General features: G+C 71.7%; 23 protein-coding genes. 11 read left to right on the forward strand and 12 right to left on the reverse strand.

Annotated elements, in window-relative coordinates; translation table 11 throughout:
• Positions 1-4 precede the first annotated feature (4 nt).
• Both ACYVJJ_RS06185 and ACYVJJ_RS06190 read right to left on the reverse strand, forming a co-directional pair.
• Positions 5-946, reverse strand: a complete 942-nt coding sequence (locus ACYVJJ_RS06185) for a 5'-3' exonuclease (RefSeq protein WP_460832007.1) — start codon at positions 944-946, stop codon at positions 5-7.
• Positions 943-1,551 (reverse strand): nitroreductase family protein, encoded by a 609-nt coding sequence (locus ACYVJJ_RS06190; RefSeq protein WP_460832009.1) that lies wholly within the window; start codon positions 1,549-1,551, stop codon positions 943-945. Before ACYVJJ_RS06190 ends, ACYVJJ_RS06185 begins: the two co-directional genes overlap by 4 nt.
• A gap of 101 nt (positions 1,552-1,652) precedes the next feature.
• Here ACYVJJ_RS06190 and ACYVJJ_RS06195 point away from each other — a divergent pair, with 101 nt between their 5' ends.
• Positions 1,653-3,989 carry a DUF1631 family protein gene (locus ACYVJJ_RS06195; protein ID WP_460832010.1) on the forward strand — a complete coding sequence of 779 codons (2,337 nt, stop codon included), beginning with the start codon at positions 1,653-1,655 and terminating at the stop codon, positions 3,987-3,989.
• A 114-nt stretch (positions 3,990-4,103) separates the two neighbouring features.
• Positions 4,104-5,216, forward strand: a complete 1,113-nt coding sequence (locus ACYVJJ_RS06200; RefSeq protein WP_460832012.1) for an NAD(P) transhydrogenase subunit alpha — start codon at positions 4,104-4,106, stop codon at positions 5,214-5,216.
• A gap of 84 nt (positions 5,217-5,300) precedes the next feature.
• Here the strand turns inward: ACYVJJ_RS06200 and ACYVJJ_RS06205 are convergent, their stop codons facing one another.
• The 3 genes from ACYVJJ_RS06205 to ACYVJJ_RS06215 are packed head-to-tail and all read right to left on the reverse strand — an operon-like array spanning position 5,301 to position 6,653.
• A complete protein-coding gene (locus tag ACYVJJ_RS06205; protein ID WP_460832013.1) occupies positions 5,301-5,726 on the reverse strand; it encodes a DUF3106 domain-containing protein in 426 nt (141 codons plus the stop codon).
• Positions 5,727-5,730: 4 nt separating this feature from the next.
• On the reverse strand, positions 5,731-6,108 hold the full coding sequence (locus ACYVJJ_RS06210) for a hypothetical protein (protein ID WP_460832014.1): 378 nt from the start codon (positions 6,106-6,108) through the stop codon (positions 5,731-5,733).
• Complete coding sequence (locus ACYVJJ_RS06215) at positions 6,105-6,653, reverse strand: RNA polymerase sigma factor (RefSeq protein WP_460832016.1); 549 nt, start codon at positions 6,651-6,653, stop codon at positions 6,105-6,107. Before ACYVJJ_RS06215 ends, ACYVJJ_RS06210 begins: the two co-directional genes overlap by 4 nt.
• Before the next feature lie 204 nt (positions 6,654-6,857).
• On the opposite strand from ACYVJJ_RS06215, the gene ACYVJJ_RS06220 reads away from it, so the two are divergent.
• The gene (locus ACYVJJ_RS06220) at positions 6,858-7,157 is read left to right on the forward strand and encodes an NAD(P) transhydrogenase subunit alpha part 2 (RefSeq protein WP_460832017.1); all 300 of its coding nucleotides are present in this window, start codon (positions 6,858-6,860) and stop codon (positions 7,155-7,157) included.
• On the forward strand, positions 7,154-8,596 hold the full coding sequence (locus ACYVJJ_RS06225) for an NAD(P)(+) transhydrogenase (Re/Si-specific) subunit beta (protein WP_460832019.1): 1,443 nt from the start codon (positions 7,154-7,156) through the stop codon (positions 8,594-8,596). Before ACYVJJ_RS06220 ends, ACYVJJ_RS06225 begins: the two co-directional genes overlap by 4 nt.
• Here the strand turns inward: ACYVJJ_RS06225 and ACYVJJ_RS06230 are convergent.
• Positions 8,562-9,005 carry a hypothetical protein gene (locus ACYVJJ_RS06230; RefSeq protein WP_460832021.1) on the reverse strand — a complete coding sequence of 148 codons (444 nt, stop codon included), beginning with the start codon at positions 9,003-9,005 and terminating at the stop codon, positions 8,562-8,564. The genes ACYVJJ_RS06225 and ACYVJJ_RS06230 overlap by 35 nt on opposite strands.
• Positions 9,006-9,099: 94 nt before the next feature.
• Here ACYVJJ_RS06230 and sufT point away from each other — a divergent pair, with 94 nt between their 5' ends.
• The 3 genes from sufT to ACYVJJ_RS06245 all read left to right on the forward strand — a co-directional run bounded on the left by sufT (position 9,100) and on the right by ACYVJJ_RS06245 (position 13,130).
• Positions 9,100-9,657 carry a putative Fe-S cluster assembly protein SufT gene (gene sufT / locus ACYVJJ_RS06235; protein ID WP_460832023.1) on the forward strand — a complete coding sequence of 186 codons (558 nt, stop codon included), beginning with the start codon at positions 9,100-9,102 and terminating at the stop codon, positions 9,655-9,657.
• A gap of 352 nt (positions 9,658-10,009) precedes the next feature.
• Entirely contained in the window at positions 10,010-11,776 is a 1,767-nt protein-coding gene (locus ACYVJJ_RS06240) for a S8 family serine peptidase (RefSeq protein ID WP_460832025.1), read from the forward strand.
• A 112-nt stretch (positions 11,777-11,888) separates the two neighbouring features.
• Positions 11,889-13,130, forward strand: coding sequence for a M12 family metallo-peptidase (locus ACYVJJ_RS06245; protein ID WP_460832026.1), 1,242 nt, complete (start codon positions 11,889-11,891; stop codon positions 13,128-13,130).
• 72 nt (positions 13,131-13,202) lie between these two features.
• Here ACYVJJ_RS06245 and ACYVJJ_RS06250 read toward each other — a convergent pair whose 3' ends face one another.
• Genes ACYVJJ_RS06250 through wrbA form a run of 3 tightly spaced genes read right to left on the reverse strand, consistent with a single transcriptional unit; the run spans position 13,203 to position 14,648 of the window.
• Positions 13,203-13,691 carry an asparaginase domain-containing protein gene (locus tag ACYVJJ_RS06250; RefSeq protein WP_460832027.1) on the reverse strand — a complete coding sequence of 163 codons (489 nt, stop codon included), beginning with the start codon at positions 13,689-13,691 and terminating at the stop codon, positions 13,203-13,205.
• 28 nt (positions 13,692-13,719) lie between these two features.
• Positions 13,720-14,061, reverse strand: coding sequence for a DUF2069 domain-containing protein (locus ACYVJJ_RS06255; protein ID WP_460832029.1), 342 nt, complete (start codon positions 14,059-14,061; stop codon positions 13,720-13,722).
• Positions 14,058-14,648, reverse strand: coding sequence for an NAD(P)H:quinone oxidoreductase (wrbA, locus tag ACYVJJ_RS06260; protein WP_460832031.1), 591 nt, complete (start codon positions 14,646-14,648; stop codon positions 14,058-14,060). The genes ACYVJJ_RS06255 and wrbA overlap by 4 nt, the downstream gene beginning before the upstream one ends.
• A gap of 71 nt (positions 14,649-14,719) precedes the next feature.
• On the opposite strand from wrbA, the gene ACYVJJ_RS06265 reads away from it, so the two are divergent.
• The 4 genes from ACYVJJ_RS06265 to ACYVJJ_RS06280 all read left to right on the forward strand — a co-directional run bounded on the left by ACYVJJ_RS06265 (position 14,720) and on the right by ACYVJJ_RS06280 (position 17,290).
• Positions 14,720-15,988 carry a YihY family inner membrane protein gene (locus ACYVJJ_RS06265; RefSeq protein WP_460832033.1) on the forward strand — a complete coding sequence of 423 codons (1,269 nt, stop codon included), beginning with the start codon at positions 14,720-14,722 and terminating at the stop codon, positions 15,986-15,988.
• Positions 15,988-16,578, forward strand: a complete 591-nt coding sequence (locus ACYVJJ_RS06270) for a TlpA family protein disulfide reductase (protein WP_460832035.1) — start codon at positions 15,988-15,990, stop codon at positions 16,576-16,578. Before ACYVJJ_RS06265 ends, ACYVJJ_RS06270 begins: the two co-directional genes overlap by 1 nt.
• A complete protein-coding gene (gene yccX, locus ACYVJJ_RS06275; protein WP_460832037.1) occupies positions 16,575-16,847 on the forward strand; it encodes an acylphosphatase in 273 nt (90 codons plus the stop codon). The genes ACYVJJ_RS06270 and yccX overlap by 4 nt, the downstream gene beginning before the upstream one ends.
• A gap of 161 nt (positions 16,848-17,008) precedes the next feature.
• Positions 17,009-17,290: a SemiSWEET family transporter gene (locus ACYVJJ_RS06280; protein WP_460832039.1), complete on the forward strand. Its 282-nt coding sequence runs from the start codon at positions 17,009-17,011 to the stop codon at positions 17,288-17,290.
• Here the strand turns inward: ACYVJJ_RS06280 and ACYVJJ_RS06285 are convergent.
• From ACYVJJ_RS06285 to prfA, 3 genes are read right to left on the reverse strand one after another with little or no spacing between them, the layout of a single operon-like run.
• Positions 17,287-18,996: an O-linked N-acetylglucosamine transferase, SPINDLY family protein gene (locus tag ACYVJJ_RS06285; protein WP_460832041.1), complete on the reverse strand. Its 1,710-nt coding sequence runs from the start codon at positions 18,994-18,996 to the stop codon at positions 17,287-17,289. The genes ACYVJJ_RS06280 and ACYVJJ_RS06285 overlap by 4 nt on opposite strands.
• A 1-nt stretch (position 18,997) precedes the next feature.
• A complete protein-coding gene (locus ACYVJJ_RS06290) occupies positions 18,998-19,462 on the reverse strand; it encodes a GNAT family N-acetyltransferase (RefSeq protein WP_460832043.1) in 465 nt (154 codons plus the stop codon).
• Positions 19,463-19,520: 58 nt separating this feature from the next.
• Positions 19,521-20,606: a peptide chain release factor 1 gene (prfA, locus tag ACYVJJ_RS06295; protein ID WP_460832045.1), complete on the reverse strand. Its 1,086-nt coding sequence runs from the start codon at positions 20,604-20,606 to the stop codon at positions 19,521-19,523.
• Positions 20,607-20,634 lie beyond the last annotated feature (28 nt).

Here is a 20,634-nt window from a genome sequence, read left to right on the forward strand (position 1 = left end):
GATCCTAGACGGCTTCGGGTGCCGCGGGCATGAAGTCGAGGCCGCACGCGGCGTGCATGCGCCGGCGCGTGAGCGGGCCGAAGCGCAGGTGCTCGGCGAGCGCGAGCAGGGCATCGCGGTCGGCGGCGCCGCGCGCGTAGTGCGGGCTCGCCGTGGCGCAGGGCGCGTCGAGCGCGATGGTGGCGAGCTGCCGGCAGAGCAGGGCCTGCTCGCGATGGGTGCGCAGCTGCTGCGCACAGCGCGCGGCGCCGCGGATCGACGACAGGTACGGCACCTCCTCGATCCGCCGCAGGATCTCGTCGAGCGAGCCGAAGTGCCCGAGCAGCGCGGCGGCGGTCTTCGAGCCGATGCCGGGCACGCCGGGGATGTTGTCGATCGCATCGCCGGTGAGGGCGAGGTAGTCGGCGATCTGGTGGGCCTCCACGCCGTGCCGCGCCGGCACGCCGGCCGCGCCCCAGCGCTGGCCGCGCGCGAAGTCCCACTGCTCGTCGCCGGCGCCGAGCAGCTGCGAGAGGTCCTTGTCGGCCGAGACGATCACGCCGCGATAGCCACGGGCGCGCATCGCATGCAGCGCGCTGCCGATGAGGTCGTCGGCCTCGTAGTCGCTGTGCGCGACGGTGGCCAGGCCCATCGCCTCGCAGAGCGCGCGGCAATGCGCGAACTGGCGCTTGAGTTCCTCGGGGGCCGGATCGCGGTTGGCCTTGTAGGCCGGGTACAGGCGATTGCGGAAACAGGTATCGAGCGCCTCGTCGAAGGCGACCAGCACGTGCGTCGGCTGGGTGCGCTCGAGCAGCTCGAGCAGGAACCGCGCGAAGCCGTGCACGGCGTTCGTCGGCCAGCCGTCGGCGTCATGGAACTCGTTGGGCATGGAGTGCCATGCCCGGAACACGTAGACGCTCGCGTCGACCAGGTGGACGGTGTTCGGGGTCGACGCGGCGGGGTTCATTCGGGAATCCAGTCGGTGAGCAGCGCGGCCGGATCCGGCCGGTCGCGCTCGGGTGCGCGCTGGCGGATCGTGCCGATGTGGATGTAGCCGGCGACAACCTCGTCGTCCGCGACGCGCAAGGTCCGGCGGATACCGTCGTCGTACGCCGCCCAGCCGGTGTACCAGCAGGCGCCGTAGCCGAGGGCCTGCGCGGCCTGCAGGAGCGCGAAGCATACGCAGCCCGCGCTGAGCAGACGCTCACTGGCCGGGATCTTGGGATCCTCGCCCTGCCTGGCGAGCACGGCGACGACCACGGGCGCGTGCAGGAAGCGCTGGCGGTCCTTCTCGATCACGGCGTCGCTGGCGGCGGGATCCCGCTCGCGGCTGCGTGCGGCCAGTCGCTCGCCGAGCGCGGCACGGGCCGCGCCCTGGATGCGGACGAACCGCCACGGCACCCGCTTTCCGTGATCGGGGACACGCACGGCCGAGCGCAGCATGCGCAACAGCGCCGCGTCATCGGGACCGGGGTCACACAACTGCATCGCGGGCACCGAGCGGCGTGCGTCGAGCACGTCTAAGTCGGGAAATTCACCGCCTGTCGGCGTATCGAGCGGCTGCTGGGACATGGCTCACAGATCGCGTTTTCAAGTCATTTAGTGACGCAGATTGCCACTATGCTGCGGTTCGAGTCGATGTCATGCATCGACCATCTGGGAGAGGAAATCCCGTGATCGGTCACTTCGAAGAACCCGGTTTCGACCAGCGCCTCGAGCCCGCGCGCGTGCTCGAAGCCCTCAAGCGGCTGTCGGTCGAGCGCCTCGGCACGTTCCCGACGGCGCTCTACGTGCCCGCCGAGCGCGAGCTCTCGGAAGCGGGCCCGGAGATGTACCCGGAGCTCGCCGGCGTGGCGGTGCTGCGCTCGCGTGGCGCCACCGACACGATGAGCTATCGCCAGCAGATCGCACAGGGCTTCGAGGAGTTCCGCAATCCCTTCATCCGCTCGGGAATGACGCTCGGCCTGATCGACGAGGAGCTGATCGACCTGCACCTCGCGGGCCAGCGCCTGACGGAGATCCTCGACCAGCGCTACCAGACGCAGCTGCTGGCGCTGCGCACGCAGTTCGAGGAACTGGCGCTCGCGATGCGCGTGCCCGCCGGCCCGAATCCCGTCGCGCCGTCGCGCCTGTGCTCCACGCTGGTGTCGGCGCTCGCCGCCGGCGGCGGCGTGTCCGAGACGTTGGTGCGCGTCCTGTTCCGCCAGTACCAGCAGCAGCTGGTGCCGATCCTCGACGCGCTCTATCCGAACCTCGGCGCCGTTCTCGACCGCGCCGGATACGGCGTGAGCGCGTGGGCGCCGAGTGCGCTCAAGGGGTATCCGGCGCTCGACGAGACGCCCGCGCCGCTGCCCGAACCGGCACCGCAGGTGCAGGCGCCGCTGCCGCAGCAGGGCTATGCGGCCGCACCCGTGTACGCGCCGCCCCCGTATGCGCCGCCGGCACCGCTCGCACCGTCGCCCGGCTACATGGCCGAGCCGCTCGCGCGTGGGCCGCACGAGGAGCGCGGCCTTCGCCATTCCCAGGAGCTCGAGCCCCTGCGCGAGCAGCTGCGCCTGTGGCGCATGGAGCGCCGCAGCGAGGGCCCGCGCACGCTCGCGCAGGCGCCCGTGGGCCTGTCGACGGGCGTGCCCGGTTACCGGCCGACGTCCCCGGCCGGGTACGGCTATGGCGCGGCTGCCGGTCCCGGCACGCTCCGCGAATTCGACTCGCGCGAGGTGACGAGCATCGCCTCCGTGCTCCAGGCCGAGCCGCCGGACGTGTTCGCGCGTGCGCTCGCCAGCTCCGGCAAGCTGTCCGACGCGATCCGCGGCTACCTCGCCGAAGGCGCCCGCCGTCTCGGGCTGCACCCGGAGTACACGGCCCTGTCGCCCGATGACGAGGACGCGATCGACATGGTCGCGCTCCTGTTCGAATCGCTGTTCCGCACGCATTCGCTGCAGGAGCGCGCGCGCCGCGTCTATGCGCGGCTGGTGCTCCCGTACGTGAAGGTCGCCATCAATGACGACTCGATGTTCGTCGAGCGCGATCATCCGGCACGCCGCCTGCTCGACGCGCTGACGGAGGCCTGCGAGGACAACGCCGGCGCGACGCCGCAGGACCGCGAGCTGCTCGATCGCGCCGCGGCCGTGTCGCAGCGCGTCGTCGCCGAGTTCAACGAGGACCTCTCCGTCTTCGAGATGGCGCATGCCGAGCTCGAGGAGCTGCTGTCGCAGCAGCGTCGTCGCGTCGAGCTGCAGGAGCAACGCGCCGCAAAGGCGAGCTTCGGCCGCGAGCGCCTCGGGCAGGCGCGCGCGCAGGCCGATGCGGTGCTGCAGCGCCGCCTGGCGAGCGCGCCACTCACGCAGGCGATCGGCGACTTCCTCTGCACGCCGTGGCGGCATCACCTCGTCCAGACGCTGTTGCGCGAAGGCGAGGAAGGCCCGCGCTTCCGCGAGGCGATCGCGATGGGCGACGGCCTGATCCGCGCCGACGTGCTCGCCGCGCGGGCCGATGGCGAGGCGCTGGTGCGCCAGCTGATCGCGCTCGAGGGGCCGCTCACCGAATGCCTCGCCTCGTCCGGGCTCGATGCCACGGCCGCGAGCCATGGCCTTGCCGGCATCGTGCGCGGGCTGTCCGACCCGGACGCGCCGCGCCGCATCCGCCCGATGCCGCCTGCCGTGCGCGACGAGCCGGAACAGGAAGGTCGCCTGTGGCTCGTCGGCGGTACCGACACCCTGCAGTGCGACCCGGCCTGGGTGGCGAAGATCCGCCAGCTCGAAGTCGGCGCGTGGGTGCGCCTCAACGACACGCAGGGCGAGCCGATCTCCGCCAAGATCGCCTGGATCAGCCCGCTCACCTCGCGCCTGCTGCTGGTGAACCGCCGCGGCATGCGGGTGATCGCGGCGAGCGTCGAGGAACTCGCGATGCTCGGGGCGGAAGGTCGCCTCGCGATCGACGCAGGCCGCTCGCCGTTCGACGCGGCCATGCAGCAGCTGCAGCAGCAACTGCGGGTCGCCGTCGCGCACTGACCGCGCCCGCAATGGAGAACGAGGGCGGCTTCGGCCGCCCTCGTCGTTTGGGCGACCGTCGCCGTGGACGGTCGCTCTGGTTAGGATGCAGCCGACCCTCGACGGAGTGCCCGCATGACCGCAGTGACGGTAGGTGTCCCGCGCGAGCGCGCGCCCGGCGAGCGCCGCGTGGCTGCCACGCCCGAGACCGTGCGCAAGCTCGTCGCCCGCGGCGCGGCGGTGCGCGTCGAGACCGGCGCCGGCGCCGCGGCGGGCTTCCCGGACGCCACCTATGTCGAGGCCGGCGCCGACGTGGTCGCTGCGGAGGAGGTGCTCGCGGCCGACCTGCTGCTCTGCGTGCAGCCGCCGCAGGCGCATGTGCTCGACGGCCTACGCGCCGGCACCACGCTGGTCGGCCTGCTCGCGCCTCAGGCCGAACCGGCCCGCGCGGAGGCGATCACCGCGCGCGGCCTCGTCGCCTTCCCGCTCGAGCGCCTGCCGCGCACCACGCGCGCCCAGGCCATGGACGTGCTCAGCTCGCAGGCCGGCATGGCCGGCTACAAGGCGGTGCTGATCGGCGCGATGCTCGCGCCGCGCTTCTTCCCGATGCTCACCACCGCGGCGGGCACCATCCGCCCGGCCAAGGTGCTGGTCATCGGCGCCGGCGTCGCCGGCCTGCAGGCGATCGCGACCGCACGGCGCCTCGGCGCGCAGGTGGAAGGCTTCGACGTACGTCCCGAGACGCGCGAACAGATCGAGTCGCTCGGCGGTCGCTTCCTCGACCTTGGCGTCAGTGCCGCAGGCGAGGGCGGCTACGCGCGCGCGCTCACCGACGAGGAGCGCGCGGAGCAGCAGCGGCGGCTCGGCGCGCACCTCGGGCAGGTCGACGTCGTGATCTGCACCGCCGCCGTGCCGGGCCGGCCGGCGCCGCGCATCGTCAGTCGCACGATGGTGGAGGGCATGCGGCCGGGCAGCGTCGTCGTCGACCTCGCGGCCGAGAGCGGTGGCAACTGCGAGGCGACGGTGCCCGGCGAGACCATCGACGTTGGCGGCGTGACGGTCGCCGGGCCGCTCGGCCTCGCGAGCCTCGGCGCGATCCACGCCAGCGAGATGTACGCGCGCAACGTGCTGAACTTCGTGAGCCTGTTCCTGGTCGATGGCGCGCTGCGCTTCGACTGGAGCGACGAGCTGCTCGCGAAGACCGTCTGGCCGGAGCGCGCGGGCGAGGCGGCGCCGGACGCGGCCTAGCCGGTCGCGCGATCCGCGGCCGCGCGGCGGATCGCGTCATCGGGCCGAGCCGATCGGCCCGGCGGACACCGTCGGCGCGGTCGCTCAGCGACGCGGCGCCGTCGGTTTCGCTTGCGACTCCAGCCACGCGCGGCGCTGCTCGGGCGTCATCGCCTTGAGCTTCTCGCGCAGCGCGCGGCGCTGGGCGGGATCGAGGTGGCGGGCCTGCTCGAACGCGGCGCGCGCCTGTGCACGCTGCTCGGGACTCATGTGCTGCCAGCGCTCCGCGCCATGGCGCGCTCGGGCGCGCTGCTCGGGCGTCATCGACTGCCAGCGCTGCGCGTGCTGGAGCATGCGGGCGCGCGAAGCCGGATTGCTGTTCCAGCGCTCGCGCAGTGGCGCGATCAGCAGCTCGCGCTGTGCAGGCGTGAGCCGCTCCCACTCCGGCAGGGGCGCGGGGTCAGCCGCGAATGCGGGCACCGCGACGGCGAGCAGCAGGGCGGCAAGGGCGGGGGCGAGGCGTCGCTTCATGGGGTCACTCCGCATACGGCCCGCCCTCGTTCGAGGCGAGCCACAGGTACAGGTCGGGATCTTCGGCCAGCAGCGCATCGGCGGCGGGCGCGGGGTCGAGCACCGCGAGCACGACCGGCGAAGCGTCCATCGTCGTCGGCGTCGCCGGCCGGGGGGCGTCGGGCCGCGGCAGCTGCACGGCCATCACCAACGCCAGGGCGCCCACCGCCGCCGTCGCCCACGGCCAGGCCGCGCGACGCGGTGCCGGGCGCGGTCCGAGCGCTGCGCGGCGGCGCTGCGCGAGCTGCGCACTCACGCGTGGCGACACGTGCTCCAGCGATTCCACGTGCAGGGCGCGCGCCTGCAGGTCGAGGCCGGCGGGCCCGGTGCGATCGGCGGTCATCGAAATTCCTCCAGTTGCCTCGCGAGCGCTTCGCGCGCTCTCGAGAGATGCGTCTTGACCGACCCCTCGCTGCAGCCCATGACCCGCGCGGTGGTCTCCACGTCGAGTTCCTCCAGCACACGCAGGCTGAAGGCCTCGCGCTGGCGTGCGGGCAGGCCGCGCAGGGCATCGACGAGGCGGGCATAGGCCTCGCGCGAGTCGTTGCTCCGCGAGGGATCGGGTCCGGGATCGGCCCAGTCGATCGGCGCGTCGTCCGCGTCCTGCGCCGACGTCGTCAGCCAGCGCAGGCGGAAGTTGCGGCGCCGCTGCATGTCGACGATCCGGCTCCGCAGCACGCTCCAGAACAACGGGGTCCATTCGGCGGCGGGGCGATCGGCGTAGGCGAGCATCCGGATCATGGCGTCCTGCACCGCGTCGAGGGCGTCGTCGCGATGCCGCAGGCCGAGCTCCGCGAAGCGGAAGGCGCGCGCGGACACGGTGCCGAGAAAGGCGTCCAGCGTCGGCGCCGCCACCGTGCCTGCGAGCATGCCGTCGGCCACCGTCATCGCCCGCGCTCAGGCCCGGCGCCGCGCATGGGGCACGGGCAGGGGGGCGGACTTCGGTACGCGGCGGCTGGGCATGGCGGACGGGTCGATGGGGCAGGCGCTCCGGGCCTGCATGGAAACGCACGGCCGCGGCGGAGGTTGACGCTTGCGCGGCGACATTCATGCCTCGTTATGATGCGGCGACCGGGCATCGGGGAGCGGGGCATGGCGGACGGGATCGTGGCGCTGTACATCTTCATGCTCGCGGCGATCGCCGGGCACGTGATCATCTCGCGGGTGCCGGTGATCCTGCACACGCCGCTGATGAGCGGCTCGAACTTCATCCACGGCATCGTGCTGATCGGGGCGATGGTCGTACTCGGCCATGCCGACACGCTGCTGGAGAAGATCATCGGCTTCGTCGCCGTGCTGCTCGGCGCCGGCAATGCCGCCGGCGGCTACGTGGTGACCGAGCGCATGCTCGACATGTTCAAGGCCTCGAAGAAGCCGGGGGCGGGCGCATGACGGCCGCGGACGGCGGACTCGACCCGCGCGCGCTGATCGCCGCCATCGCCTACTTCGTCGCCGCCACGCTGTTCCTGCTCGGGCTGCAGCGCATGGCCTCGCCGGTGACCGCGCGCAGCGGCATCCGCTGGGCCGGCGCGGGCATGGTGATCGCCACCGTCGCCACGTTCCTGCTGCCCGGGCTGCACAACCTCGGCCTGATCCTGGTTGCGCTCGGGCTCGGTACGGTTCTGGCGTGGGTCTCGGGCAAGAAGGTGGCCATCACCGACATGCCGCAGATGGTCGCGCTCTACAACGGCATGGGCGGCGGCTCGGCGGCGGCGATCGGCGCGGTCGAGCTGCTGCGCTGGTCGCGCGGTGGCACCGCGGAGACACCGGTGGTGGCGATGGTGCTCGCGGTCGTCGGCGCGCTGATCGGCGCGGTATCGCTGTCGGGGTCCGTGATCGCCTGGGCCAAGCTCGACGGCCGGATGGACAAGCGCTACGTGTTCCCCGGCCAGCAGGCCTTCAATGCGCTGGTCTTCTTCGCCGCGCTCGCCTTCGGCGCGCTCGCGGTGTTCGACCTCGCGATGCCGGCGTTCGGCACGCCGAACGACATGCGCGTGTGGGTGATCGGCTTCTTCGTCGCCGCGCTCGCCGTCGGCGTGCTGATGACGCTGCCGATCGGCGGCGCGGACATGCCCGTCGTGATCTCGCTGTACAACGCGTTCACCGGCCTCGCCGTCGCGTTCGAGGGCTACGTGCTCGGCAACGAGGCATTGATCATCGCCGGCACGATGGTGGGCGCTGCGGGCATGCTGCTGACCCGGCTGATGGCCAAGGCGATGAACCGACCCATCAGCGGCGTGCTGTTCGGCAGCTTCGGCGGCGGAGGCGAGGCGCAGGCGATCACCGGCAGCCAGAAGCCGATCGAAGCCGGCGACGTCGCCGCGCTGATGGGCTATGCCGAGCGCGTGGTGATCGTGCCGGGCTACGGCCTGGCGGTGGCGCAGGCGCAGCACAAGATCTGGGAGCTCACGCAGAAGCTGATGGACCGCGGCGTCAAGGTGAAGTTCGCGATCCACCCGGTGGCGGGGCGCATGCCCGGGCACATGAACGTGCTGCTCGCCGAGGCCGGCGTGCCGTACGACCTCATCGCGGACATGGACGACATCAACCCGGAGTTCCGCAATACGGACGTCGCCCTCGTGATCGGCGCGAACGACGTGGTGAATCCGGTCGCCAAGACCGACCCGGCGAGCCCGATCTACGGCATGCCGATCCTGGACGTGGTGGATGCGAAGAACGTCGTGGTGATCAAGCGCGGCCGCGGCACGGGCTTCGCGGGTATCGAGAACGCGCTCTTCTATGCCGACAACACGCGAATGCTGTTCGGCGACGGCGCCGAGATGGCGGCAGCGCTCGTCAGCGAGCTGAAGGCGCTCGAAGGCGGGCACTGAGGAACGGCCCTCCGGCGGCGAGCGCGAGCGCGAGCGCCAGCCAGACGCCGTCCTGCCAGCGGTTCGCGATTCCCAGCAGCACCCAGCCGTGGCGGGCGCCAAGGCGGGTCATCGAAGCGAGCGGGTCGAGGCCCACCATCCCGCCCACCTGCGCCGCGGCCACGCTCCAGTTCGCGAGCGCGATGAGGGCGGCGGTGGCGAGCACCGCGACCGCCGCGGTGCGCAGCGGCGGGCGGCGGCCGGACAGCCCGAGCACCCACAGCACGTCGATCGCGCCGATCACCGCCATCCAGCTGCACTGATGGCCCGAATAGAGCGCGGCGAGCGTCCACAGCGCCGCGAAACCCGCGACGACCACGGGCAGCAGCAGCCAGGCGAGCCGGCGTCGAGTCGGGAAGGCGGTCGGCATGCGGACATCGAGGGGGCGAGCCCGACAGGATAACCGGGGCCGCCGGGGAAACTGGACTAGAATGGTCCGAGTTCCGAGCCGGCTTCCCTCACCGATGTATTCCCGTTCCAGCGAGCCCGTGCGCTTCGAGCGCGACTGCGCCGCGGTGCTCGTGCCGCAGGGCGAGGCCGTGAACCTGCCGGCCGGCAGCGTCGGCTACATCACGCAGGCGCTGGGCGGCAGCTTCACGGTGTTCGTCGAGGGCAACCTGTTCCGCATCGCCGGCCGCGATGCCGACGCGATCGGCAAGGAGCCGCCCGCGCCGATCGAGCTGCCGGCCGGGGCGGACGACGCCGCCGTCGAGCAGCTCGTCTGGAAGCAGCTGCGCACCTGCTTCGACCCCGAGATCCCGATCAACGTCGTCGAGCTCGGCCTGGTCTACCGGGTCGAGGTCGCTCGTGCGGAGGCCGACCCCGCGCAGCGCGTGGTGCGGGTCGAGATGACGCTCACCGCGCCGGGCTGCGGCATGGGCGACGTCCTGGTGGCCGACGTGCGCGACAAGATCGAGCTGATCCCGACGGTGGCGGAGGCCGATGTCGAGCTGGTGTTCGACCCGCCGTGGAACCGCTCGATGATGTCCGAGGCCGCTCGGCTCGAGACCGGGATGCTGTGACCGGGGTCACCCGGCCAGTGTGATCCGGACGTTGGCCGGAATCGGCACCGGATCGCGTTTTGCGCAACAGTCTGTTGCGACGCAACATAAAACACGACCTGAACGGGGACTGTTAATGCCCCGTCAAGAGCACGTTTTCTTTGCAAATCAATGACAAACGCAAATCCGGCTCCATACCGGACAGAATTTTGCGAGCGCAGCGTGCAAGTGCGCCGTCGAGCCTCCTAGTGTCGGTCGGGCCATGGCGACGCCGTGGTCGTCCGCATCGAGCTCCCCACCGTGCCTTCGGCCGGACTGCTGCGATGCTTCCCCCGCAGGACGCGGAACTCCACTCGCAAAGGGTCCCTCACCGATGTCGCAGTCCAAGTCCCACCGCATGCACGCGCTCGCCGCCGCGACCGCCCTGGTCCTCGCTTCCACCGCCACGACGGCCGCCGCCGCGGGCCGCGTCAATGCCTCCGGCCTGCAGTCGCAGCCGACACACGACCGCTTCATCGTGAAGTACCGCGACGATGCAGCCGCCACGGCCAGCACCGCCGGCATGCAGCAGTCGCTCAGCCGCGCCGCCTCCGCGGTCGCCGGCGGCCGTGCGCTCGGCCTGCAGCGCGTGCGCCGCATCTCGACGGGCGCCGAGCTCGTCCGCGCCGACCGCAAGCTCGACCGCATCGAGGCCGAGAGCCTGATGCGCCAGATCGCGGCCGATCCGAACGTCGAGTACGTCGAGGTCGACCGCCTGCTCAAGCCGGTGCTCACCCCGAACGACCCGAGCTATCCGCAGCAGTGGGGCTACCAGGACGCCGATGCCGGCATCCGCGCCAACACCGCCTGGGACGTCGCGACCGGCACCAACACGATCGTCGCCGTGCTCGACACGGGCATCACCAGCCACAGCGACCTCAACGCGAACGTGATCGCGGGCTACGACTTCATCACCGACACGTTCGTTTCGCGCGACGGCAACGGCCGCGACGCGGACGCGAGCGACCCGGGCGACTGGAACACCGACGCGACCCAGTGCCAGACGTCGAACTCCAGCTGGCACGGCACGCACGTCGCCGGTACGGTCGCCGCGCGCACCAACAACGGCGTCGGCGTGGCGGGCACCGCGTTCAACGCCAAGGTCATGCCGGTGCGCGTGCTCGGCCGCTGCGGCGGCTACACGTCGGACATCGCCGACGCGATCACCTGGGCCTCGGGCGGCGCCGTCACCGGCGTGCCGAACGTGGCCACGCGCGCCGACGTGATCAACATGTCGCTCGGCGGCGGCGGCACCTGCGACGCCACCACGCAGACCGCGATCAACGGCGCCGTCAGCCGCGGCACGACGGTCGTCGTGGCCGCCGGCAACAGCAATGCCGACGCGACGAACTTCTCGCCGGCGAGCTGCAACGGCGTGATCACCGTGGCCTCCGTCACCAGCGCGAGCGCCCGTTCGAGCTTCTCGAACTACGGCGCGAAGATCGACGTCTCGGCGCCGGGCTCGAACATCCTCTCGACGCTCAACAGCGGCACGCAGTCGCCGAGCACCGAGAACTACGCCTCGTACAACGGCACCTCCATGGCCAGCCCGCACGTGGCCGGCGTGGTCGCGCTGGTGCAGAGCCGCCGCAAGGCCCTCGGCCTCGCGCCGCTGAGCCCGGCCGACGTCGAATCGCTGCTCAAGACGACCGCGTATCCGCTCGCCGGCGCCTGCTCGGGCGGCTGCGGCGCGGGCATCGTCGACGCGCGCAAGGCGGTGGACTCCGCCAACGGCGGCGGTGGCGGCGGCGGCACGACGACCACGTACACCAACAGCGGCGACTACACGGTCAGCGACAACGTGACCGTCGACAGCCCGATCACGGTGTCGGGCCGCACCGGCAACGCGCTGAACCCGACCGCGGTGGCCGTGGACATCCGCCACACCTACCGTGGCGACCTGCAGATCGACCTCGTCGCGCCGGACGGCTCGCTGTACCGCCTGAAGAACACGTCGAGCTCCGACAGCGCGGACAACGTGATCACGACGTACAACGTGAACCTCTCGGCCGAACTGAAGAACGGCACGTGGCGCCTGCGCGTGCGTGACATCTACTCCGGCGACACCGGCTACATCAACAGCTGGTCGATCACGTTCTGATCCACCACGACCGCCCCGGCCCGCGCCGGGGCGGTCTTTTTCGTGACTCCCTGACCTTCACGTCGCCCATCGACCCGATGGGCGCGCCCCCCTGCTGTCTAAGGAGAGACCCATGAAGTCGCAGTCGATCAAGTTCACCGTCGCCACCGCGCTGCTCGCGACGAGCGGCGTCGCCCTCGCGGGCCAGCCGCTCTTCACCGGCACCGCCTCGCCGCGCGCGAGCGCCGCCGTCTCGGCGCTCGCCGCCAAGCCCGACACCGCGAACATGCGCGTGATGCGCGCGAACGCCGCGGTCGTCAGTGCGAACACGCGCGAGATCCTGCTCGACCTCGGCCACCGCCAGGTCAATGCCGTGCTCGACAGCGCGCAGTCCACCGGCGACGGCGGCCTCGTCTGGACCGGCCAGATCAAGGAGACGCGCAAGTCCGCCGCGCTCACCGCGCGCGAGTCCCGTTTCGACGCCGGTAACAGCGCGACGCTCGTCAGCCGCGACGGCAAGGTCACGGGTAACGTGCGCGTGGACGGCAAGCTCTTCCGCATCCGCCCGCTGCCCGATGGCAACCACGCGGTCGTCGAGGTCGACGAGTCGCGCATGCCGAAGGACCACCCGTCCGCCTTCGCCGACCTGCCGAGCATCCAGATGGCGGGCAAGGACAAGCCGGGCACGATCTCGCCGACCGGCACCAGCTCGGGCACCGCGCAGACGATCCGCGTGATGGTCGTGGCCACGCAGAACGCCATCAACGCGTACGGCGGCGACATGCGCGCGCTGGTCGACCTCGCGGTGTCGGAGTCGAACCAGGGCTATCGCAACTCGAACGTCGGCATCACCCTGCAGCTCGCGGGCTACTACACCACGACGTACAACAGCGTCGGCATGAGCACCGACCTGTCGCGTTTCCGCGGCACGTCCGACGGCTACATGGACACCATCCACGCCACGCGCAATTCGGTCGCGGCGGACGTGATGATGCTCGTCGGCAACGACAGCTCGTCCTGCGGCCTCGCTTCGGGCATCGGTTCGACCGCCTCGACGGCGTTCGCGACGGTGTACTGGGACTGCGCGACGGGCTACTACTCGTTCGCCCACGAGATCGGCCACCTGCAGTCGGCGCGCCACGATCCCGCGGCCGATCCGACCAACACGCCGTACGCCTACGGCCACGGCTACCAGGCCCCGAACAAGGCCTGGCGCACGATCATGGCGTACAACTGCTCGCCGAGCTGCCCGCGCATCAACTACTGGTCCAACCCGAACATCACGTACGGCGGCCAGGCGATGGGCACGGCCACGCGCAACGACAACCAGCGCGTGCTCGTGAACACCAAGGCGACGATCGCCGGCTTCCGCTGATCGCTGCGAGGTGAAACGGAAAACCCCGGCTTCGGCCGGGGTTTTTCTTTGCGCGGCCGGAAACGTTGGCGGTCAGTCGATCGCCTCGAAGCGGTTGGCCTCGACGTTCTTGCGCACGCGCAGCGGGTTCCAGATGCGGCCGTTCATCGCGATGTAGACGCCCGGTGGCAGGCACTGCACGGCACCGACGGCGGTGCCGATGTTGAAGACCGCATCCGAGCCGTGGAAGCGCGCCGGGTTGAGCGCGCCGGTGAGCACGATCGTCTTGCCCTCGACCGCGGCGAGCACGCGCGCGGTCTGCACCATGCTGTCGGTGCCGTGCGTGACCAGCACGTGCGACGCGGGCTGCGCCTCGATCGTGGCGCGCACGAGTTCGCGGTCGGCATCGGTGATGTGCAGCGAGTCCTTGCGGATGATCGGAATCACGCTGTAGCGGAAGGCCACGCCGATCTCGTCGAGGATGCGGCCGATCTGCGGCTCGCCGACCTGGAAGTCCGACTTGTCGTCGAAGTAGATCTTGTCGATCGTGCCGCCGGTGGTGACGATGCAGAGCGAATCCATGGCGCGGGTCGGTGAGGCGGGAGCGCGATTATAGGCGCGTGCCGCGACGCGCCCCGAAGCGGGACCGCAGGCCGGGCAGGCTCGCCGCGCCGACGACCACCAGCGACAGCGCGATCTCGACGAGCGCATGGCCGAGCTCGGCCGGCCGCGTCCACGCGACCATGATCCCGTGGCTGAACCAGGCGAGCGCGAGCACGCCCGCCCAGAAGCCGGCGCGCGATGCACCCCGCTGCACGCCCATGGCGAGCAGCAGCGGCGGCACCCCGAACACGAGCACGGCGGCGATGTCGCGCTGCGGCCCGAACCAGGCGCCGTAGAGCGCGACGAGCGCGAGCAGGGCGGCCACCAGCAGGCGATGGGCGGGCGTCATGCGAGCCGCCCTGCGATCTGCGCGATGCGCCGGCCGAGCACGCGCGCGAGGTGGGCCTCGTCGTCGTCCACGGGGCGGTCGTCACGCACGCCGGCGACGTGGCTCGCGCCATAGGGCGTGCCGCCGGTGCGGGTGCTGCTCAGCACCGGCTCGGTGTACGGGATGCCCGCGATCACGCAGCCGTGGTGGAGGAGGGGGATCATCATCGACAGCAGCGTCGACTCCTGCCCGCCGTGCTGCGTCGAGGACGACGTGAACACGCCCGCGGGCTTGTCGACCAGCGTGCCGCTCGCCCATTCGCCGCCGAGGCCGTCGAGCCAGTGCTTGAGCGGCGCGGCCATGTTCCCAAAGCGCGTCGGGCTGCCGATCACCAGCCCCGCGCACTCGGCAAGGTCGCGTGGCTCCACGTAGGGCGCGCCCTCGTCGGGCACGGGCGGGGCGGCAACCTGCGTCACCGGCGCGACGGGCGGCACGGTGCGCAGCCGCGCCTGCATGCCGGACACCTCGCCGACGCCACGCGCGACATGCCGCGCCAGGCGCGCGACGGAGCCGCCACGGCTGTAATAGACGACGAGCACGTCGGGCATTGGGCACCTCGGGCGACAGGGGCGCCAGCATACCGCCGGCCGCGACGGACGATCGGTTAGTCTGCCCCGCGATGGAGCCCCTGTACCTGCTCGACCTGCTCAGCCCGCGCCTGCGCGACCGCGCCCGGGCCGCGGCGTTCTTCCGGTTCCTTGCGCGGCGAAGCCTCGACGACAACCTGTTCCAGGCCGCCGGCGCGCTGTCGTTCACCACCGTGTTCGCGCTGGTGCCGCTGTCGATGGTGGTGTTCGGCGTGCTCGCGGCGTTCCCGGTCTTCGCGACCTGGTCGGACCAGCTCAGCGACTACGTCTTCTCCAACTTCGTGCCGAGCACCGCGCGCTCGGCCGAGAGCTACCTGCGCCAGTTCTCGGCGAACGCGGGCAAGCTCACGGCTGCGGGCGTGATCGCGCTGGTGGTGTCGCTGCTGGTCACGCTCACCAGCGTGGAAGCCACGTTCAACCACATCTGGCGCGTCAAGGCCGCGCGGCCGAAGTTCGGGCGCTTCCTCGTCTACTGGACGGTGCTGACGCTCGGCGCGGTCTTCGCGGCGGCGAGCCTGGCGATCTCGGCGCGCTTTTTCGCGCTCTCGGTGTTCGAGACGCGCGCGGGCGACCTGCTCGAGTCGGTGCTGCTGCGGATGACCCCCGTGCTGATCGAAATGGCGGCCTTCGCGACGATCTACCGCGTGGTGCCGCACCGCACGGTGCGCTGGCGGCATGCGATCTCCGGCGCGCTCCTGGCGTCGCTGCTGTTCGAATCGGGCAAGTGGACGATCGGTGCCTACCTCGGCGGCTTCGGCACGTATGACCAGATCTATGAAAAGCTCGCCTTCGTCCCGATCTTCCTGCTGTGGATCTACTTCGGCTGGCTCGCGATCCTGCTCGGGGCCTCGTTCGCGGCGTCGATCTCCGCGTTCCGCTACCAGCCGGTGGCGCAGCGCCTGCCGCACGGTTACGAGATCTACGGCCTGCTGCGGCTGCTCGCGCGCTTCGACCAGTCGCGCAAGCACGGGCTCGGCCTGCATGCCGACGACATCCTGCGGCTCGAGCCCATGCTGACCGACACCCTCGTCCAGCAGATGCTCGCCCAGCTCGGCTCGATCAACGTGGTGCGCCGCGCCGAAGGCGGCGAATGGCTGCTCGCGCGCGACCTCGACGGCCTGCCGCTCGCCGAGCTCTACGAAGCCTGCCAGCTGCGCATCCCGATCGCCGAGGCACACCTGCCCTGCCGCGACGACGACCTCGGCCCGACCGTCGTCGAGGCGATCGATGAACTCCGCGTGCCGCTGCGCGACCTGCTCAAGCGCCGCGTTGGCACGATCTGGCATAAGAAGGAGACCTGATGCATTCCCGATTCCTGCTGCTCCCGCTCGCGCTCGGCCTGCTGGCCGGCTGCGTCCGGCCCGAACCGGCGGCCGCGCCGGCCGCGCCGGCCACGCCCGCCAAGCCCGCCAAGCCCGCCAAGCCCGCCAAGCCCGCCGCCGAGCCCGCCGCCGAGCCCGCCGCCACGGCCGGCGACCCGTCACGGCCGCGACTGCAGGTGGCGCTCCTCGACGGCACGCCGTACGACCTCGCCGCACAGCGCGGCAAGTGGGTGGTGGTGAACTTCTGGGCGACCTGGTGCGGGCCGTGCCTCAAGGAGATGCCCGAGCTCTCAGCGCTCGCCGACAAGCGCGACGACGTCGAGGTGATCGGGCTGGCCTACGAGGAGATCGAGAAGGCCGATATGCAGGCCTTCCTCGCCAAGGTGAAGCCGACGTACCCGATCGCGATCGTCGACACCTACGATCCGCCGGCCGATTTCGAGACGCCGCGCGGACTGCCGATGACGGTGCTGATCGCCCCGGACGGGCGCGTGGCGAAGAAGGTCGTCGGCCCGGTGACGGTGGCGGACCTCGAGCAGGCGATCGCCGCAGGCGTGCCGGCCGCATGAGCACCGTCCGCTTTCTCGTGACAGGGCGCGTGCAGGGCGTGGGCTTCCGCGCCGCGACTGCGTTCGAGGCACGCCGTCTCGGCCTGCGTGGCACCGTGCGCAATCTTGCGGACGGCCGTGTCGAAGTGCTCGCCGACGGTGAGTCGCAAGCGATCGAGGCATTCGGCGACTGGCTCCGCGAAGGCCCGGACCTCGCGCGGGTCGACAGCGTCGAGCGCGCGCCGATGGATCCGGCGGGGCTCACGACGGCGTCGTTCGAGATCCGCTGACCCGCGCGGGCGGCTGCAAGAAGGCCGCATTGCGTGGCGCGTTGGCAGCGCCTTCGATGGCCCGGAGGCGGGTGTCGCGGGGGATGCTTCACCCGCCTGCCACGCCTGCGTCGACACGCTCGACGAATGTCTCGAGCTCCCCACCTCAACGGTCGGCGCGCATGAGCCTCGTCGATGCCATCGGCTGGGCCGCGTCCGCGATCCTCATCGCCACGCTCGCGCGTCAGGTCTATACGCAGTGGCGCGAGCGCACGACCGAGGGCGTCTCGCATTGGCTTTTCATCGGGCAGATGTGCGCAAGCGTGGGCTTCGTCGTCTACAGCTGGCTGCTCGACAATGGCGTCTTCGTGTTCACCAATGCGGTGCTGCTGTTCACCGGCGTGGTCGGGCAGCTGATCTACCGGCGCAACCGCCGCTTGGCCGAGCGCGACGGCACGGGCTAGCCGATCGGCGCCGGCGCCTCGCCGGCAAGCGCACGCGCGTGCATCGTCGCGACCGCCGATGCGAAGCCGTCGGCGAAGGCCTGCATGTCGAAGAGCGAGGAGGCCTCGCGGCACGATTCGACGCGCGCGCGCAGCGCGGCGAGTGCGTCGGGATCGCGCCCGAGCGCGACGGCACGTGCGACGAAGGCGTCGTCGTCGCGTACGACGAGCTCCGGCAGGCCCAGATGCGTGAGGAGGCTGGCGGCAACGCGCGCGGCGAACGTCTCGCCAGGCCGCGTGAGCACCGGGCAGCCGGCCCACAGCGCGTCCGACGCGGTCGTGTGCGCACCGTAGGGGCCGGTGTCGAGGAAGAGATCGGCCAGCCGCAGGCGCGCGAGGTAAGCCGCGTGCGGCTGCTTCGGCATCGTCACCAGACGCACGGGATCGAGGCCCGCGGCGCGTGCTGCGTGTCGCAGCCGCATATCCGCTTCGCCCGGGCCCGAGAGCAGCCACAGCACGCTGCCGGGCACCGCGCGCAGCACCTCGAACGCACGTGCCGTGCTCGCCGGGTTGAGCTTGTAGCTGTTGTTGAAGCAGCAGAAGACGGTGCCCGTCTCCGGCAGCCCGCAGTCGGTGCGGGTCGGGGCAGGCGGCACCTGGCGGCGGTGGTCCGAGGGCTGGAAGCAGCCCGGCAGCCAGGCCACCGCTTCGGAGAAGTGCGGCGCCAGTGCATCCGGCAGCACGATGCGATCGGCGAGCACGTAGTCGATCCATGGCGCGCCCGACGTGCCAGGGTAGGCGAGCCAGTTCACCTGCACCGGGGCGGGACGCATCGCGAGCACTTCCGGTGCGCCGCCGCCGCCCCAGCCGCGCAGGTCGAAGAGCACGTCGATACCCGCCTCGCGGATCGCGTGCGCCACGACCCGATGCGCGCGCCCGGTAACGTCGTGGAGTGTCGTGGCGGCGGCGAGGCGTCGTCGCACCGCGCCGCCATCGTCCGGATTGAGCGCGAACAGGTGTGCGTCGATGTCGTTCCGGGCCGCCAGCGCCTCCAGGAAGGCGACGGTGAGCAGTCCGGTGGGATGCGAGCCGAAACCGTTCGACAGGAAACCCGCGCGCAGCAGGCCGGGCCTGCGCGAGCCGGGCGGCGGCAGCGGACGCACTGCAGCGGCCACCTGCGCCGCGCGCAGGCGTGCGCATCGAAGCTGCTCGGCGGGCGAGGCGTCCTCGCTCAGGAAGGCGAACGGCTCGACCGCGGCCGTGCCGTCGCGCACCGCCGCGCGCACCTCGGCAGCGAGCGCATCGACGTCGCGCCAGTCGCAGAGCCGACGCCGCGCGGCGAGCAGGTAGGCGGCGACCTGCGGCTCGTGCGGCAGCATGCGCCGTGCCGCCGCGAAGACGGTCGCCGCGTCCTCCAGCCGGCCGGCGTCCTCCAGCGCGTGCGCGAACCAGACCGCGATGCCCGGATGCGCCGGCGCGGCACGCGCGGCGCGCTCGAGCGTCGCGGCGGCATCGCGGTGCCGGCCCTGCATCCACTCCGCGCGGCCGAGGCGCGCGAGCGCCTCGGGATGCCCCGGCGCGAGCGCGAGCGCGCGCTGCGCGGCGGCCGCGCCCGCCGACGCGTCGCCGCCATCGAGTTCCGCCTCGGCGAGCAGGATCCAGCCGATGGCGTCCGCCGGTGAACGCTGCACGCGCTCGCGTGCGGCCCGTCGCGGATCGACGTGCACGTCAGTTCAACGCGGCGGCCGTTGCGAGGTCGAGCCCGTACCACTGCGTCTCGTCCTCGTTCCAGCCGGCTGCGCGGTAGAGCGCACGCGCGGGGAAGTTGTCGCGCGCGGTCTCCAGCACGAGGCGCGTGGCACCCGCGCCGCGCGCGGCGGCGGCCGACGCCTCGAGCAGCAGCCGGCCGACGCCGTGCCGCCGCGCCTCCGGCACCACGTAGAGATCGTTGAGGATCCAGATCGAGGCCATGCGCACCGACGAAAACATCGGATAGAGCTGCGCGAAGCCGACCAGCTCGTCGTCACCCTCGACGACGATCAGCATCGCCTGCTGCGACTCCATCCGCTCGCGCAGGAACTCGCGGCCCGCGGCGACGTCGGACGGCTGCCCGTAGAACTGCCGGTAGCTGTCGAACAGGCGCGCGACCTCGTGGAGATCGTCGGGCATGGCCTGGCGGATACGGATGTCCATGCGGGTTCATGCGGTGGGGTGGTGGCACGTTAGCGCGCCGGACGCGCGCGGCGATAGCTCAGGTGCCCGCGGTAAGGCGGGCGAGCTCGTCCGCCTGCGCCTCGGCGCGCAGCCGGTCGAGCAGCGGCTCCAGCGCGCCGTCCATCACGTTCGGCAGGTCGTAGAGCGTGAGGCCCTCGACGCGGTGATCGGTGATGCGGCCCTGCGGGAAGTTGTAGGTGCGGATGCGCTGGCTGCGATCACCGCTGCCGACCTGCAGCTTGCGCGTCTCGGCCTGTGCGGCCGCGGCCTTCGCGGCCTGCGCATCGGCGAGCATCGCGCGCAGGCGCTTCATCGCCTTGTCCCGGTTGGCATGCTGGCTGCGCTCGGTCTGGCTCTCGACGACCACGCCCGACGGAATATGCGTGATGCGGATCGCCGAGTCGGTCTTGTTGACGTGCTGGCCGCCCGCACCGGAGGAGCGGAACGTGTCGACGCGCAGGTCGGCGGGCGCGATCTCGATCGGCGCCTCGTCCGCCTCGACCGGAATGATCGCCACCGTCGCCGCGGACGTGTGGATGCGGCCCTGCGATTCGGTCGCCGGCACGCGCTGCACACGATGCGTGCCCGATTCGAACTTCAGCCGCGAGTACGCGCCGGCGCCCTCGACGCGTGCGATCACTTCCTTGAAGCCGCCGTGCTCGCCGGGATTGGCCGACTCCACTTCGATCCGCCAGCCCTGGCGCTCGGCGAAGCGCGTGTACATGCGGAAGAGGTCGCCGGCGAAGATCGCGGCCTCGTCGCCACCCGTGCCGGCGCGTACCTCGAGGTAGACGTCGCCTTCGTCGCGCGCATCCTTCGGGATCAGGTGCGCGAGCAGCTCGGTCTCCAGCATCGCCAGGCGCGAGGTCGCGGCGTCGATCTCCTCGTCGGCGAGCTCGCGCATCTCGGGGTCGTCGCGCATCGCCTGCGCGGCGGCGAGGTCGGCCCGCGCGCGCTGCTCGTCGGCGAGCGCGGTCGCGACCGGGCCAAGCTGCGCGAACTCGCGCGAGAGCCGCCGGAACTGTGGAGCGTCATTGATGACCGCGGGATCGGCGAGCAGGCGCTCGACCTCCTCGCGGCGTTCGGCGAGGGCTTCGAGCTTGCGGCGCAGCGAGGGATTCATGCAGGCGGATTCCGTGGCGAGGGCGGGC

The sequence above is a fragment of the Lysobacter humi (ex Lee et al. 2017) genome (assembly GCF_054781815.1).